The organism is Pseudomonadota bacterium, assembly GCA_039193195.1.
Taxonomy (GTDB): domain Bacteria; phylum Pseudomonadota; class Gammaproteobacteria; order Steroidobacterales; family JBCBZW01; genus JBCBZW01.
The window spans coordinates 35,387-50,875 of sequence record JBCCWS010000007.1 but is presented as its reverse complement, the minus strand read 5'-3'; the positions used below and the strand labels follow the sequence as shown (position 1 = coordinate 50,875).

At 64.5% G+C, this 15,489-nt stretch carries 12 protein-coding genes; 3 read left to right on the top strand and 9 right to left on the bottom strand.

Going from position 1 to position 15,489, the window contains the following annotated elements; genetic code table 11:
* Positions 1 to 69: 69 nt before the first annotated feature.
* Complete coding sequence (locus AAGA68_08740) at positions 70 to 1,023, bottom strand: pirin family protein (GenBank protein MEM9385135.1); 954 nt, start codon at positions 1,021 to 1,023, stop codon at positions 70 to 72.
* Between the two features lie 180 nt (positions 1,024 to 1,203).
* On the opposite strand from AAGA68_08740, the gene AAGA68_08735 reads away from it, so the two are divergent.
* The 3 genes from AAGA68_08735 to AAGA68_08725 all read left to right on the top strand — a co-directional run bounded on the left by AAGA68_08735 (position 1,204) and on the right by AAGA68_08725 (position 5,160).
* Entirely contained in the window at positions 1,204 to 2,436 is a 1,233-nt protein-coding gene (locus tag AAGA68_08735) for an FAD-binding domain-containing protein (protein MEM9385134.1), read from the top strand.
* A 9-nt stretch (positions 2,437 to 2,445) separates the two neighbouring features.
* Complete coding sequence (locus tag AAGA68_08730) at positions 2,446 to 3,597, top strand: AraC family transcriptional regulator (GenBank protein ID MEM9385133.1); 1,152 nt, start codon at positions 2,446 to 2,448, stop codon at positions 3,595 to 3,597.
* 66 nt (positions 3,598 to 3,663) lie between these two features.
* Positions 3,664 to 5,160 carry a S41 family peptidase gene (locus AAGA68_08725; GenBank protein ID MEM9385132.1) on the top strand — a complete coding sequence of 499 codons (1,497 nt, stop codon included), beginning with the start codon at positions 3,664 to 3,666 and terminating at the stop codon, positions 5,158 to 5,160.
* Positions 5,161 to 5,169: 9 nt separating this feature from the next.
* Here the strand turns inward: AAGA68_08725 and tldD are convergent, their stop codons facing one another.
* The 8 genes from tldD to holA all read right to left on the bottom strand — a co-directional run bounded on the left by tldD (position 5,170) and on the right by holA (position 15,472).
* Positions 5,170 to 6,612, bottom strand: coding sequence for a metalloprotease TldD (tldD, locus tag AAGA68_08720; protein MEM9385131.1), 1,443 nt, complete (start codon positions 6,610 to 6,612; stop codon positions 5,170 to 5,172).
* Between the two features lie 25 nt (positions 6,613 to 6,637).
* Positions 6,638 to 10,684: a YhdP family protein gene (locus AAGA68_08715; GenBank protein MEM9385130.1), complete on the bottom strand. Its 4,047-nt coding sequence runs from the start codon at positions 10,682 to 10,684 to the stop codon at positions 6,638 to 6,640.
* Between the two features lie 30 nt (positions 10,685 to 10,714).
* Complete coding sequence (gene rng / locus AAGA68_08710; protein MEM9385129.1) at positions 10,715 to 12,199, bottom strand: ribonuclease G; 1,485 nt, start codon at positions 12,197 to 12,199, stop codon at positions 10,715 to 10,717.
* 82 nt (positions 12,200 to 12,281) lie between these two features.
* Positions 12,282 to 12,890: a nucleoside triphosphate pyrophosphatase gene (locus AAGA68_08705; protein ID MEM9385128.1), complete on the bottom strand. Its 609-nt coding sequence runs from the start codon at positions 12,888 to 12,890 to the stop codon at positions 12,282 to 12,284.
* A 28-nt stretch (positions 12,891 to 12,918) separates the two neighbouring features.
* A complete protein-coding gene (rlmH, locus tag AAGA68_08700; protein ID MEM9385127.1) occupies positions 12,919 to 13,416 on the bottom strand; it encodes a 23S rRNA (pseudouridine(1915)-N(3))-methyltransferase RlmH in 498 nt (165 codons plus the stop codon).
* A gap of 3 nt (positions 13,417 to 13,419) precedes the next feature.
* The gene (rsfS, locus tag AAGA68_08695; GenBank protein ID MEM9385126.1) at positions 13,420 to 13,782 is read right to left on the bottom strand and encodes a ribosome silencing factor; all 363 of its coding nucleotides are present in this window, start codon (positions 13,780 to 13,782) and stop codon (positions 13,420 to 13,422) included.
* A complete protein-coding gene (gene nadD / locus AAGA68_08690) occupies positions 13,776 to 14,468 on the bottom strand; it encodes a nicotinate-nucleotide adenylyltransferase (protein MEM9385125.1) in 693 nt (230 codons plus the stop codon). The genes rsfS and nadD overlap by 7 nt, the downstream gene beginning before the upstream one ends.
* Complete coding sequence (gene holA, locus AAGA68_08685) at positions 14,465 to 15,472, bottom strand: DNA polymerase III subunit delta (protein MEM9385124.1); 1,008 nt, start codon at positions 15,470 to 15,472, stop codon at positions 14,465 to 14,467. Before holA ends, nadD begins: the two co-directional genes overlap by 4 nt.
* Between the last annotated feature and the right edge of the window lie 17 nt (positions 15,473 to 15,489).

Below are 15,489 nucleotides of genomic sequence, written 5' to 3'. Positions count from 1 at the left end.
GTCTCCTTCGCACGGGATTTGGCCGGGGAGGGGCAGCCCACCTGTCGCAAGACCCTAGTGTAGGACCGATTACGTCGGCAAAGGAATGAACTCCTGGTCATCTCCCGGCACCTTTTCGAAACGACCGTCGCGCCAATCGCGCTTAGCTTGCTCGATGCGGTCGGGATCGCGGGCGACGAAGTTCCACCACAGGTGGCGGGGGCCGAGTGGCGATCCGCCCACCACGATCAATCGAGCGCCGTGCGCTCTCCCACGCACGGCTAGATCGGCGTTCTCAGCAGTCACGCCCATCACGCCGTCGGCGATCTCATCCTGCTCGTCCACGGTAATCGCACCTGATGCCACGTAGACGGCAAGTTCTTGTGCCTCGCGGGGGATGCTAAGGGCTTGGTCCGCCGCAAGCGTCACATCGAGGTAGAGCGTCGGGGATAAGGTGCGCACGGGGGACGTAACTCCCAGGGCGTCTCCCATCACCACCCGGACCGTCACGCCAGCTACGTCGACCGAGGGAATCGTCTCGGCAGGGTAGTGGTCGAAGGCGGGGTCCGCCTCCTCGTGCGCATCAGGCAAGGCCATCCACGTTTGGATACCGTCCAAGCGCGAAGGCTCCGACAGATCGGGCCCTGCCCGCTCCGAGTGCACGATGCCACGCCCCGCGCGCATCAGGTTGACCGCGCCCGGGCGAATCAGCTGCGCGTAGCCGAGGCTATCGCGATGCATGATCTCGCCTTCGAACAGGTAGGTCATGGTAGACAGACACACGTGGGGATGAGGGCGTACGTTGATCCCCTTGCCTGGGGCGAAGTTGGCCGGCCCCATGTGATCGAAGAAGATAAACGGCCCAACCGATCGGCAGCGACCCGCCGGCAGCACCCGTCGTACCTCGAACTCACCGATATCCTTTGCCTTCGGGCGAATGAATCGGCTGAGCGTGTCACTGCGCGGCGTCGCGGAATCGTCTGGCGATGAGCAGGAATGAGCGGTCATGGCGAGGATGTCCGAGCGTTGTGCGTACGTAGTCATGACCGGATTGACCGGTCACCCTGAAACAGGTCACCAGGCTACCGCTCACCGCGTGTCTCGAGGCTACCCTAAGGGCCGGTCACCGTGTCGCGTGACGCGGCACCTCGTGTGCCCGCGGGGACTCCGCCGCCACGTGCCGAACGAAAGCTCTTCAGCAGTAGCGACCTCGACGGTGTTTGGATGATCCCTCTTTCCTGGCAACCCACCCAGCAGGCGGCCCGCGAGGGGCTCGCCCGCTTTATGCCCAACGCAGGAACGCAGTACGCGCGCCTTCGCAACCACGATGAAGGTCCTGAACAGCGCCGCAATGTCTCCGGCCTGTCGCCGTGGCTACGTCACCGCCTGGTGCTGGAACAGGAGGTCATCAAGGCGGCCGTGGCCCGCCATGGGCTGGGAGATGCGCAGAAGTTCGTGCAAGAGGTCTACTGGCGCACCTACTTTAAGGGATGGCTCGAACAGCACCCCGACACATGGACCAGGTGGTTGGCCCAGCTGACGGAGGATCAAGCAGGTCTCGACGCCGATCGGGCCCTGCGCGAGCGCTACGTGCAAGCGCTATGCGCGCGCACCGGAATTGACTGCTTCGATGCCTGGGCGCAGGAGCTGGTGCAGACCGGTTACCTACACAACCACGCGCGCATGTGGTTCGCGTCGATTTGGATCTTCACCCTCCAGCTGCCGTGGTCGCTCGGCGCAGCTTACTTCTACGAGCACCTGCTGGATGGGGACCCAGCCTCGAATACGCTCTCCTGGCGCTGGATCGCCGGCCTGCACACGCGCGGCAAGCACTACCTGGCGCGGCCGGACAACATCGCCAAGTACACGGGCGGCCGCTTCAACCCGTCAGGCCAGCTGAACACCCACGCGCAGGCACTCGAGGAATCGGATGAGGAGCGTCCACAGCGGGTGCCGCTCACCCTCGCGCCGACACCGCCAGCCCGAGATGTTCGCCTCGCGCTACTGGTTACCCAGGAAGACTGTCACCCCCAATCTCTGCCATTGCCCAGTCAACCCATCGCTATTGGCGCGTTGCCGGTAAGCGCTGGCGCGGCCTCGGCACCGCCTCGAAGTCCCGAGCAACTCGCCTTCAGCAAAGGCGCCGTCGCCGAGGGCTTGCGCGCTGGGGCCGACCACTACGGGCTCGAAGCCATGACCTTCGATTCGAAGGATTGGTCGAGAGGTGTCCTATCCTGGGCGCAGGCACATTCGCTGCAGGCCGTGGTCACTGCCCACGCACCGATCGGACCCACGCGCAGCGTGCTGGACAACCTCACGAAAGAGTTAGCAGCGGCCGACATTGCATTGATCCAACTGCGGCGCGACTACGACACGCTCGCTTGGCCTCACGCGAAGGCGGGATTCTTCGGATTGAAGAAGAAGATCGCCAGCTTGATCGACGCGCTTCCCGCCTAGGGCGACCCCGTGGACGGCTCGGCACAACCGCTCATCATGAGCTGGCGCAGCACTGCCCTAGCGCTGCCCCTGTTGTGTGGCGCCGTGTGCCTAGGGCACCTCTATGCGAGAGAGCTAGAGCGGCGTTCCGTCGGCTGGCTGATGGTCTTTTTCGCTTGCGCCACCGTGACGGTGATACCTCAGATCATTGGCTTCGCTGGCGCTTACGATCGATGGCCCGACCTTACCTTCGCGCCGCTCGATTTGGCTATGTGGTTTGGTCCCACGCTGTACCTGCACGCCCACAGCCTCGTCCACCGCAAGCCCCCGCCGTGGCATTGGTGGCTGTTCGCTCCAGGCGCCGCCTATGTTCTCTACCAGAGTTGGGCCTTCCTACTGCTGCCCGACGTACCGACCAAATGGGCCTTCAACGACGCTGTGCACGAGCCCTACGTGCTGCCCATGGTATTCCTCGGGGCGCTCGCCCTGGTGATCTTCGCACTGGTACAGATCTGGAGGCTGCGGCGAAGCTACCTGCGCTGGTTGGCGGATCATCACTCCGACGGCGATCGCTTCGAGCCACGCTGGCTCCTGCGCTTCGTGCTTGTCGGCACGCCACTGGCGGTGGTGTGGGCGCTGGAGTACGTGCTCGGCAGCGCCTTCGGACTGGACTACTTCGAGCGCTACTGGGGCAACTTCGCTGCCGTCGTCCTGCTGTTCCTTCTCTGCAGCGAAGCGCTGGCACGCATCGACGCGCAGTTTCCAAAGATCGACACCAAGCAGGCAAGCGCCCCGCCAACCAGCGAGGAAACTAGAGACTGGCAGGCCGAGGGGGAACGCTTGCGCGAGGCCGCCTTGGCCCAGGGGTGGCATCTGCAGGCGGGTCTCTCGCTGCAACGCCTGTCGCGACTATTTGGCATGAACCAGTCCTACCTCTCGCGCACGCTCAATCAAGGGCTGGAGCAAACCTTCTCCCAATTCGTGAACGGCCTGCGCGTGGAGCATGCGAAATCCCTGCTGAGCAACCCCAACCTGTCTTTGCTCGAGATCGCCCACGACAGCGGCTTCGGTTCGAAGGCCAGCTTCAATCGTGCCTTTCGCGAGCATGCAGGCACCACACCTAGCCAAATGCGCCAAGAGTTGACGTCTCAAAGGAGCGAAACGCGTCCGAATACCGGGTGATGCGGCGCCTTGACCGTGGCACTCGAGTGAGAGTCACGGGGTACTCGCCACTTGGATGACTCTCCCATGACGCGTCGTTCTTCCCCTAGCGCGCTGCGCACGGTGCTACTTTGCTTGGCCTTAGTCGGCATGAACCACCTAACCGCCACGGCGGACATTCCTGGCGATAGGCAACTAAGTGCGGATCAAGTCGTGGCCGACGTCGCCCTAGCCGAGCGCGCTTACGCAAGGGTTCATCCGGGATACACACGGTATGCGGATGAGGACACGCTAGCGGATGCGTGGGAGGCGCTGCGCGTCCACGCCCAAAAGGAAGGCGGCATGCGCACCTCCGCGCTCTACCTGGCTATCTCGCGCATCCTGCCCCTGATCCGCTGCGACCACACTAAAGCGGAGCTGCCCGTTGCCCTGCGCGAGGGGCGATCCGCAGCTCCCTTGTACCTACCGCTGCGCTGGCAGTGGGTCGATGAGCGGGCGCTGGTGCGCTACGCGCCACCAACCCTCGGCATCGACGCGGGGGATGAGCTGCTCGCGATCGATGGCGTACCCATAATCCAACGCGTGGCCGAGGTGGCAGCCCTTGTGCCCGTGGACGGCTACACCGACCACGCGCGCGCCGGCGAGATGGGGGCGTCCTTGGAGTTCATGGGAGGCGCGGTGGAACACTTCGGAGCCCTGCTGCGCCCCCCTCAGGTCACCGCGCGGTTGACCGTGCAAGGCCCTGAAGGGGTTGAGCGCACGGTAGACGTGGCACGTGTCGATCACAGCGCCTGGACCGCCATCGGCACGGCGCAAGGCCGCGCACGCAACTTTAAAGATGCGGTCACCTTCGAGCGTATCGGAGACACTGCGGCGTACCTGCGCGTCGACACCTTCGTCAACTACCGCGACCCCGTCGATCCACACTCGCTATACGCACCGATCTTCCGATCGCTCGTGGATGAAGCGCGCGAGACCTTGATACTCGACCTCAGGCGCAACGGCGGTGGCTCCAACGACGCCGCACAGGGCCTGCTCGCCTACCTGATCGAGAGCCCCATGCGCATGCACACGGACATGCGGGTGGCGACCCTCGATCTTGACGATCTACGCGACCACCTGAGCACCTGGGACAAGCGCGCCCTTAAGCCGAACCGCTTGGGCTTCCGCAAGCGGGAGGACGGCACTTACTCCCTGCGCACCTTTGTCTCCGACGACCTCAAACGCATCAAGCCGCGTCGACCCTCCTTTAGAGGAAGGCTCCTGGTGCTGATCGGCGCGGACAATTCCTCTGGTAGCACCAACCTGTCGGCGATCCTCGCCGAGCAGGACCGCACGACGCTCATCGGCGAAGCCACGGGGGGCAGCGCGGAGGGACCGACGGCGGGACTGCTATTCACTCTTACCCTACCGAATAGCGGCATTCGCACGCGCCTGCCGTTCTTCCGCTACAGAAACAACGTCAGCAGCTTTGAGCCTGGCATGGGACTGGCGCCAGACATCGCGGCTCCACAGACCTTCGCGATCGCGCGTGCGGGAGGCGACCCGGCGATGGAGGCCGCCCTAGAGCTCATCGAGCGCTGAGCGTTTGCATTAGCCCGTCCCACCCACGGTTAGACCATCGATCTTCAAAGTGGGTTGACCCACGCCGACGGGCACGCTTTGCCCTTCCTTTCCACACACGCCCACACCACGATCGAGGGCCATATCGTTACCCACCATGCTCACCCGCGTCAGCACGTCCGGGCCGTTACCGATCAGGGTTGCGCCCTTCACGGGGCGAGTGAGCTTGCCGTCTTCGATCAGCCAGGCCTCGCTGGCGGAGAAGACGAATTTGCCCGAGGTAATGTCCACCTGACCGCCGCCGAAGTTGCTGGCGTAGAGGCCGCGATCGACGGAGGCGAGGATCTCCTCAGGATCGTGTTTACCGGAGAGCATAAAGGTGTTGGTCATGCGCGGCATGGGCACGTGCGCGAAGGACTCGCGGCGTCCGTTCCCCGTCGGCTTCATGCCCATCAGGCGCGCGTTCATCTTGTCCTGCATATAGCCGCGCAGAATGCCGTTCTCGATCAACACGGTTTCGCCGGTTGGCGTTCCTTCGTCATCGACATTGAGAGAGCCGCGACGATCGGGGATGTTGCCCTGATCCACCACGGTGCACAGGGGAGAGGCGACCTGCTCGCCGAGACGACCAGCGAAGGCTGAGGTTTTCTTCCGGTTGAAGTCGCCTTCCAGGCCATGCCCAATCGCTTCGTGCAGCAGCACGCCCGGCCAGCCTGGGCCCAGCACCACGGTCATGGTGCCCGCAGGTGCCTCCTCGGCCTCGAGATTCACCAGCGCCTGCTCTACGGCACGGCGCGCGTAGTCCATGGCGCGATCGTCGGTCACGAAGTAGTCGTAGCCAAAACGTCCACCACCGCCGGCACTGCCGACCTCTCGCCGCCCGTCGCTCTCGGCGATGACGGTGACGTTGAAGCGCACCAGGGGTCGGACATCCGCCGCAAAGGTGCCGTCGGTGGCAGCAACCAACATGGTCTCCAACTCGCCGGATAGGCTCACCATCACCTGCCGCACGCGCGGATCCAGAGCTCGGGTACGCTTGTCGATGTCCTCGAGCAAGGCCACCTTGGCATCGTCCGAGAGCGTATCGAGGGGATCGACGGGCACGTAGAGCTGCGGACGATCGGGCGAGCGCCACGCCTGCACGGCGCCGGCGTCGCCCGCTGCGGCAATGGCGCGGGCCGCGCGTCCAGCCTGCTCCAGCGCCTTCGGCGCGATTTCATCCGAATAGGCAAAGCCGGTCTTCTCCGCGCTCACTGCGCGTAGTCCCGCGCCGTGATCGATGCTGTGGCTGGCGTCCTTGACCATGCCGTCCTCAAGCGACCAACCCTCGCTACGCGAGGCTTGCAGGTACACATCGGCGTAGTCCACCTGCCGATCTAGCATGCCTCCCAGCAGCCTTTCTAGCCGGGTCTCATCGAGGCCGGACGGCGCCAGCAGCGTGCGCCGTGCGGTCTCCAGCGTAGCGTCAGTCATCGTGTCCTCACTTAAGTCAATTCCATCAGCGGCCGCGTGGCCTGGGCGCCACTGGGCTCTCATCCGCTTCGCGCCGCGCGGCCTCGCCGCGCGCGCTTGGCAGCGCCACCCGCTGCACGGTCGGCTCCGCCCAAGGGCCGGTGATCCGGTACTCCGTACGCGACAGATCCTTCAGGGGCTCTTTCATCAGCTCGGTGAAGATGAGAAGCGCCGCACCGACCACCGGGCCACCGGCGAGAGCGCCGGCGACCGGTAGGGGCGATCCCACGTTGGCCACCACCACTGCAGTCTGATCATAGTCTCGACTGACCAGGCCCGTCCGCCCGCTGATGCGCACATCAGCGGTTTGCCCGAGCAGCTGAAGGTCGTCGGTATAGGCATCGCCGTCGGCGATCGTGAAGGTGCCGGAGATCTCGTCGAAACCGAGACCCTTATCGAACACATCCCGAAAATCCAACTCTAGGCGCCTAGGTAAGGCGGCCACGCTCATCAGGCCGAACACCTTGCCCGCCCCCGGACGCACATTCATGAGCTGACCCGATTCGATCTTCACCGCGATTTCACCGGCCAGCCCATCATCCAGAGCCAAACGCGGTGGGCCGGTCCAGCGGAAGTTCGCATCCAAACTCGCGGCACTCGCGCTCATCGATCCGGCGAAACCGAGCCGCTCGAGGGTTGACAGGAGATCGGTGCTACCGATGGCGAGCGTCAGCGATGACGCTTGCTTGCTGCTCTCGCGTGCCAGCCATTCGCCCTCACCCTCCAGGCGGTAGCTCTCCGCCTCTACCGTTAGGTGCGGCAGGCGCACACCTGACTCTACCGCCTGCAGCTCTAGGGCCACGCGGCCCAAGGCGAGCTGTCGCCAAGCGAAATCATCGATCTCTAGCACCAGTGCGGGCAGGCGTCGAGGGTCGAGTGTAGGCGAGGCAGAGGTTGGCGCTGCGACTCGCTGCTCGGGTGCCTCAGGGGTGGTCTCCGTGATCGAACTGGGTGCTTGGACTGGGGGCGCAGGCAGGTGCAGCTTGCTGAAGCGTGCCACGAAGGGGCCACTATCGACCTGCGTGGGCACGAATATCTCGCCCGCCACGTCTTCGCTGCGCAGGTCGAGAGCCCAACGATCATCACCGCTGCGAAGCGCCACTGACATGTCCTCCAGCGTCTGCCCGGCCACCTGCAGGCGCGCGATCTCCAAACCCAACGCGTTCAGGGGCGGGAGCACCAACACGTCCGCACCTCGCGGGGAGGCTCCTTCGACATCGAGCGCAGCGCCACTCCCTACGCGCGCCAACACCGTCCCCCATCCGGTCAGGTCAAGCTCGTCGATAGCTCCGGAAACGTCCAGCCCTCTCGCCTGTGGCAGCACCGGCGGCGCCCCTCCGAAGGTCACCGCACCGCGCTCCAGCGACAGCACGCCAGCCTGCATGGTGCCGTCGACGCGAGCGCGAAGCAGCTGCCCGATCGCCAGGCTGAGGCCAGCCGTCCCATCACCCGCATGGCTGATCTCCACCGACGTGGGAAGCGCTTCGGCGAAGGGCTTGGCAAGGGGCGCCGGCAAGGCCATCAGTGCGCCCACAAGATCTGACTCGATCACCAGCGAACGCACATCTTCGTTCGCCTGCGGCAGACGAAGGCTCGCGACGTATTCCGTCGTGCCTTCCAGATATCCATCCACCGCCGGCAGCATCGCGCGAACGGCCTCTGCCACATCGAACCGCCCTCGGACCTCGAGCTGAGAGGTCACTGCCTTGCCGCGCTGATCGTAAAGCGGCGTCAGACGCACCCCAACGGCACCACCGAGGACTGCGCCGCGGATATCTTCGCCAGACAGGCCATTGGCTCGGTCGTAGCGCAGGGTGCCCTCTAGGCGCTCCAACGGCATCGGCAACCCCGACAACTTCAGGAAACCCTCTTGCGCTTCGAGCTCTGCAAAAAACGTGGCGTCCTCCCGCTTGCGCAAGGGCAAGGTGAAGTCCAACAACACCTCGCCGCGACCACGCACCTCCTCCAGCGGCTCTACGTGAGGGGAGAAGGGGCTATTGCGAAGGTAGTCGGTCAGGGCGGCGAGGGTGCCTCGTGTGCGGCTGCGGTACTCGAGAACGCCAACGCGCAGATCCTTGATACCCACCTCGAGCGTGCGCACCGAATTGCCTGCCGTGCTGCCGGAAAAGCCCTCGGCATCCAACCGAACGTTGTTGATTGCTACCACACCCGTTAGGTCAACTGCATGTGGGAAGGCGTCAGCGTAGGCCAGCTCCACATCCTGAATCTGCGCCCGCACCAGAAACTCACCCTCGCCGTCGTCGAAGGGAAAGGCCTTCAGGGGACCGGTGAAGGCGACGCTCGCCCTCGGCATGGTGCCGCTGACCATCGAGGTCTCCAGCCACCTGCCGACGCTCGGCGCCAGCACCAAAGACGGCACGTAGCGACGAAACTTGGCCATATCCGCGTCTGACACGGCCAGCTGGAGATCGAGAATCGGGCCTACCCCATCCCCATCCCCACCTACTGCTCCCCGCGGTAGGCGCACCTCAGCCTTGCCCTCCACGTTGAAGGCGGGGCTGCTCAACGCCAGATCGGGCACCGTCAACGTGCGCTCACCCTCGCTGTCGGTGCTCCAGGTGAAGGTGCCCCTCGAGGCCATGGGCGGTAGCGCCTGGCGGAACAGCCGTGGCACCTCGATGACCAGCGCCTCCGCATCGAGAGTCAAGCTGCCTTCGCTACCGCGTATGTTGAGCGAGCCGGTCACTCCGCTGACCCCAGGACGTTCCTCGCTCACCGTGACGGCGAGCCCATCGAATTTCGCTACCACCATGGGACCGTCAGGGGTCTCGCGCTCGAAGCGCAGGGCCGACAGCTCACCGCGAGGTTCCATCGACAGGACTTGGCCGCGGAGCGGCGAACGCTCCGCAGGATCGAGCGACAGGGCTAGGTTCGCGAGGGGGAGTAGATCGTCGATGCGCAGATAGTCGGCGCGCGCCGCCCGCACACCGTCCCCATCGAGCTCTACGGAGAAGCTACTCTTGGGCCAGCGATGGCCGTTTCGGGCCAGCTCCACATCGCGCCCCAGGAGCGCCCAGCCGTCAGCCTCGGCAGTCAGGTTGAAGCGCCCGGCTAAGCGATCGTACTGCACCGCATGATCACCGTCCCCGGCAAGTAGCAGATCGTCCAACTCCACGGTGAGGCTGGCCTGCTCGATGCGTCCACGGGCACGCGACGCCCACATGGTGATGCTGCCGATACCGTGCAGTGCGGTCGGCCGCAAACCGACCGTGGCGCCAATGGCGCCGAGATCCACCCGAGTGCCGCTCAGGAAGAACTGCCAGCGTCCCTCAGGTGCTGCCTGATCGAGATCGCGCCCTTCCACCGAAAAGGAGACCTCGCCACCCTCACCGGGCGCCTGCAGGGCACCCTCGAGGAACAGGGATCCCCGCTCGTGCGCGAAGTCCAGATGTACCCCGGAGATCCGGGTGGGCCCCGCTTCAGGGTCGTTTCGATCATCGGTCACGACGATCGTCGCGTCGTCGATCTCCAGCCGCCCACGGGGCAGCGCCTGGGCGCCGCGAGGTCGCTGTGGAGGCGCCTGATCGGACCGCTGGGCCGTGGCCGCCACAGCCCGCCCCAACACCTGCCAGCCGCCCTCGTCGGAGCGGTGCTCGACGTCGATCACCACGCCTTGAAGAAGGACGTCGCCCGGTTGCACGGAGAAGTTGGTCACCAGCTCCATGAGGTCGAGAGCAACGCTACCTCGCTCGGCGCTTAGCAATAGGGCCTCGCCGTCGGGCGACCAAAGGGCCGCGTCCTCGAAGATCAGCTCAGGTCCCGATAGAAGCGGCCAACGCGCATCAAGCTCACTCAGGATTACACGCACGCCGAGAGCCTGCCCCGCCCAGCGCTCGATTTGCGCGTGGTAGGCGGGCGCCAGCGGCAGGGCGAGGCGAAACACGCCAACCAGCAGGGCCAAGCCGATCACAAGACCGGCCACCGTACGCATCAGCAGGCCGAACACCCGAGCGACCGGTCCGCGCCCCTTGCGCAACGGCTCGCCTGGCGAGTGGGTAGCTGCTTCGCTCAAAGCAACCTCGCCGAGGCCTGCCTGGCGCAACTACATGAGCACGACATCGTACTGGTCCCGCGCGTAGCTATCCTCTTGCTGCAAGCGAATGGGACGCCCGGTCCCTTCCTCAAGCGATGCAAGAGCGGCAGATTCCTCGTCCAATAGCACCTCGATCACCTCGGCGCTCGCCAGCAGCATGATCTTTTGGAAGTCGAAGCTATTCGACTGGCGGGCGATTTCACGAAATATCTCGTAGCACACGGTCTGGGCAGTCTTGATCCGTCCCTTTCCGTCACAGGTTGGACACGCCGCACACAGCAAGTGTTCCAGGCTTTCCCGCGTGCGCTTACGGGTCATCTCGACCAAACCGAGGGGCGAGACCTCACAGATCTGGGTACGCGCATTGTCCGTGCTCAAATGGCGCTCGAGCGAGTGCATCACCTGGCGCTTGTGCTCCTCATCCAGCATGTCGATGAAGTCCACGATGATGATGCCGCCGAGATTGCGCAGGCGCAGCTGTCGGGCGAGGGATTCGCTGGCTTCGAGATTGGTGCGGAAGATCGTCTCTTCAAGGTTACGATGCCCGACGTAGGCACCCGTATTGACATCGACGGTAGTCATCGCCTCCGTCTGGTCGATCACTAGATGTCCGCCACTTTTCAGGGAGACACGTCGATCGAGAGCTCGCTCCAGCTCGTCTTCTACTCCATACAGATCAAAGATCGGGCGCGGCCCATCGTAATACTCGATGCGCTCGCTGAGCTCAGGGGCAAAGGTGCGGGTAAAGCTGACCATCCGCCCATACGCAGACTCGTCATCCACCAGCACTCGCTCCATCTCCGTTCCTAGACAATCCCTTAGCAATCTGGAAGCGAGAGGCAGATCCTCGTGCACGAGCTCGCCGGGTGCGGTCTCGATCGCTCGCTGCGAGATCAAGCCCCACAGGCGACGCAGAAATAGCATATCCGCCCTCAGGGACTCGACGCTCGCCCCTTCGCCAACGGTCCGGACGATGTAACCACCGAGCTGCTCGCGCTCGCCTGAGACGTTAATGAGATCGCCTACCACTTCGCGCAAGCGCTGACGCTCGGTCTCATCCTCGATGCGCGAGGACACCCCGATCCCCTGGCCCTTGGGCAGATATACAAGATAGCGAGACGGTATGGTGATGTACGTGGTCAGGCGCGCACCCTTCGTACCGATCGGATCCTTTAGCACTTGCACCAGGATCTCTCGCCCCTCGCTAACCAGCTCGCGGATGCTCTCAGCGCGGGGACTCTCGATACCGTCCTCATCCAATTCCGGCGGCGCGATGTCGGAGGCGTGAAGAAAGGCTGTGCGCTCGAGTCCAATATCGATGAACGCCGCCTGCATCCCCGGCAGCACACGCGAGACGCGCCCCTTGTAGATATTGCTCACCAAGCCGCGGTGGCTTGCGCGCTCGATGAACACCTCGTGCAGCAACCCGTTCTCGAGTAGGGCTGCACGGGTCTCACGCGGCGCAACGTTGACCAGCACCTCCTTCGCAACCACACGTCGGCCGCTGACGCCAGCCCCGCCGGTGACGATGGTGTTCGGCGCGGTGGCGCTACGGACCGGAGGATTTACAGGCGCATCAGACAATGCGAACTCCCACTTTGGCGAGCAACTGGACGGTCTCGAACAGGGGCAAGCCCATCACTCCCGAATAGCTCCCATCAATGCGCTCAATGAACGCGGCGCCGAGGCCCTGAATTGCGTAGGCACCGGCCTTGTCGCAAGGCTCACCACTCGCCCAGTAGCGCACCCACTCGGGCTCTTCAACGGTGCGAAAGCACACCTGCGTGACCGACGTCGCCCGATGGACGGCGCCCGAACAGTCCGCCACTGCCACGTGCGTAAAGACCTGGTGCGGGCGCCCGGACAAGCGCTTAAGCATCCCCAGGGCGTGGGTTCGGTCGCGCGGCTTCCCTAAGGCCTCGCCGTCGAGCACTACTGCTGTATCGGCCGCTAGCACCGGCTCCGAAGGGTCAGCCTGCTCATCCGACAGGCGCGACACAGCTGTCTCCAACTTCAGCGCTGTTACACGCCTAACGTAATCTGCAGCATCCTCGCCCTCGTGAGCGGATTCGTCGACATCTACCGGGTATTGACGCGAACGCAAACCGAGCTGGGAGAGAAGAGTGGCACGCCGGGGCGACGCCGACGCTAGCCATACATCGAATCCGACATCGTCAGCGTGCATTGGTGCCATGGAACTAGAGAGTACCCGCTCACCGCGATATGGCACTGGCCGCCGCCGCGCGATGGTACGGGTGACCCGCGGTAATCGTCCAGGCGCGATAAAGCTGCTCGATCAGCACGACTCTGGCGATCGCGTGGGGCAGGGTCAGGGGGGACAGAGACAGGCGCTCCTGAATACGCGATGTTAATGAACAGTCAAGGCCGTCGGCACCGCCGATCAGAAACGCTAGATCTTGGCCCTGCTCGCGCCGCCCTTGTAGCCACTTGGCCAGGGCTTGCGTGTCGAGCTGGCGCCCATCAACTTCTAGAGCCACCACGTGGTCTCGCGAATCAAGCTTGGCGGTGAGCCGTTGTGCCTCTTGCCCCATCGCCTTGGCCGCATCGTAGCGTGTTCCGCCGCGCGCGCCGGGAGCTATCTCCACGAGCTCTAGGGATAGGTCGCGGGGAAAGCGACGACGGTACTCGTCGACTGCGATGTTGACCCAGGCGGGCATGCGCGTGCCCACGGCGAGGAGACGCATGCGCATGAGCTAACGCGAATCGTTGGCGAGATCTGCGCCGCCGAAGCGCTGCGCATCCCACAGCTTCTCAAGCTGATACAGATCGCGGATCTGAGGCAGCATGATGTGCAACACCAGATCGCCAAGATCCACCAGCACCCATTCGCCCTGGGTTTCGCCCTCCATACCGAGGGGCGGCACGCCAGCCGCCTTGGCAGCTTGCACTACCTTGTCTGCCAGAGCACGTACGTGTCGATCCGACGTACCACTAGCCACCACCATGGTGTCCATGATGCTCGTGAGCCCGCTCACATCGAGCACGCGGATGTCCCGCGCCCTAAGCTCCTCGAGCGCGCCCTCGACCAAGTCCGCCAGCGCCGCTTGCGTCACCATGCCGTCCCGTCGCCCTCCCCGGTGCTCACCGATTCGCCCGGCCCCTTGCCCGGCTCCCGGTAACAGCCCGTTTCGAAGATGATCTTCCTTACCGCCTCAGGCATCAAAAACCTGGGGTCCTGCCCGCGCGCGATCAGCGTGCGAACGCTCGTCGATGCGATTTCCAGTTGGGTAACCGCGTGGATGTAGATGTGGCCACCGACCGATTCGTGTAGGTCGCCTACGGTACCGGTTCCCCTATCGAGCAGCAGCTCGCCCAGGGGACCGGTCGCAGGCGTACGCCAACCGGGCCTGTGAGCAACAACCACGTGAGCCAGCTGCAAGATCTCGCGCCAGTGATGCCACTTCGGTAAACCGATAAAAGCGTCCATCCCGACGATCAACAGCAGGGGGCGAGTGGGGAACTCCGCGCGCAAATCGCCCAATGTGTCGACCGAGTAGGACGGGCCTTCGCGACGAAGCTCGCGATCGTCCACGGTAAATCCCGGCAAATCGCGCACCGCTGCTTGGACCATCGCCAAGCGCAGGGCCGCGGCCGCCATCGGCTGACCGCGATGGGGCGGCGTCCCGGCGGGCATGAAGCGCACCTCGTCCAACCGTAGGGCCCGCAGCAACTCGAATGCGGTCCGCAGGTGGCCGTAGTGCACAGGATCGAAGGTGCCGCCAAAGACGCCGATGGCACTCACGCCGCAACTCCGCAAACGCTCACTACCAAGCCAGTGACAACAGTCCAGGGATCCACGCCCGGTCGAGCACCTTTGACGACTTCATCCGCGTACCCAGCCTGGTGTAAGGCGCGGTGGATGCCAGGCAAGGTCAAGCGCCGCGCCGCGCTCGCCAGCAGACGCTGGCGTCGGGGCCAGACCCCGCGCATAGCCTCTGCCTCTGGGCGCCCTGTCGCCAGGGCCCAGGCGATAGCGGCGAGGGAGCGCAGCTCGCGCGTCAGCGCCCACAGCACGAGTGTGGGCTCAGCGCCCTCGGCGCGCAGACCGCCGAGCACGCGCAATGCACGCGGAGCGCGCGCCGCAAGGGCCGCGTCGGCCAAGGCGAAGACATCGTAGCGGGCGCTGTCCGCAACAGCTTCGCGCACGGCCTGCTCATCGAGTGTGCCGGGCGAGTGGAGCAAGGAGAGCTTGTCCACCTCTTGGGCAGCGGCAAGTAGGTTGCCTTCCACTCGGTCGGCGATCAGCGCGGTTGCCTCCCTGCTAGCCTCGAAGCCGCGCGAACGCAAGCGCTGCCCTATCCAGGTCGGCAACTGCTGAAGCTCCGGTGGCCAGAGCGCCAGGTGCCCGCCCGAACTCGTCAAGGCCTTTACCCAAGCAGCCCTGGACGCCGTCTTGTCGAGCTTAGGGGCGACCACCAGTAACAGGGTATCCGTGGGCTCCGCCGCCATAAAGTCGCAGATCGCTTTGTCGCCTGCCTTGCCCGGCTTGGCCGAGTTCATGCGCAGCTCAATGAGGCGTCGCTCGGCGAAGAGGGACAGGCTGGCACCCTCGGCGAGCAGCTGCTGCCAGTCGAAACCTCGGCCGGTAGTGAAGGTGATACGCTCAGAGAACCCTTGCTTCCTCGCTGCCTGGCGGATCGTGTCGCAGGCCTCCATGACCAGCAGGGGCTCATCTCCGCTCACCAGATAAGCGGGCTGAAGGTTCTGCTGAACGTGAGTGGCGAGGTTGTCGGTGGTCAGCTTCAAGCGGTCATCCGTGGAAG

Coding starts and splice junctions, on each gene's coding strand:
- AAGA68_08740 (MEM9385135.1), bottom strand. CDS start 1,023: ATGACTACGTACGCACAACGCTCGGACATCCTCGCCATGACCGCTCAT.
- AAGA68_08735 (MEM9385134.1), top strand. CDS start 1,204: ATGATCCCTCTTTCCTGGCAACCCACCCAGCAGGCGGCCCGCGAGGGG.
- AAGA68_08725 (MEM9385132.1), top strand. CDS start 3,664: ATGACGCGTCGTTCTTCCCCTAGCGCGCTGCGCACGGTGCTACTTTGC.
- tldD (MEM9385131.1), bottom strand. CDS start 6,612: ATGACTGACGCTACGCTGGAGACCGCACGGCGCACGCTGCTGGCGCCG.
- AAGA68_08705 (MEM9385128.1), bottom strand. CDS start 12,890: ATGCACGCTGACGATGTCGGATTCGATGTATGGCTAGCGTCGGCGTCG.
- rlmH (MEM9385127.1), bottom strand. CDS start 13,416: ATGCGCATGCGTCTCCTCGCCGTGGGCACGCGCATGCCCGCCTGGGTC.
- rsfS (MEM9385126.1), bottom strand. CDS start 13,782: ATGGTGACGCAAGCGGCGCTGGCGGACTTGGTCGAGGGCGCGCTCGAG.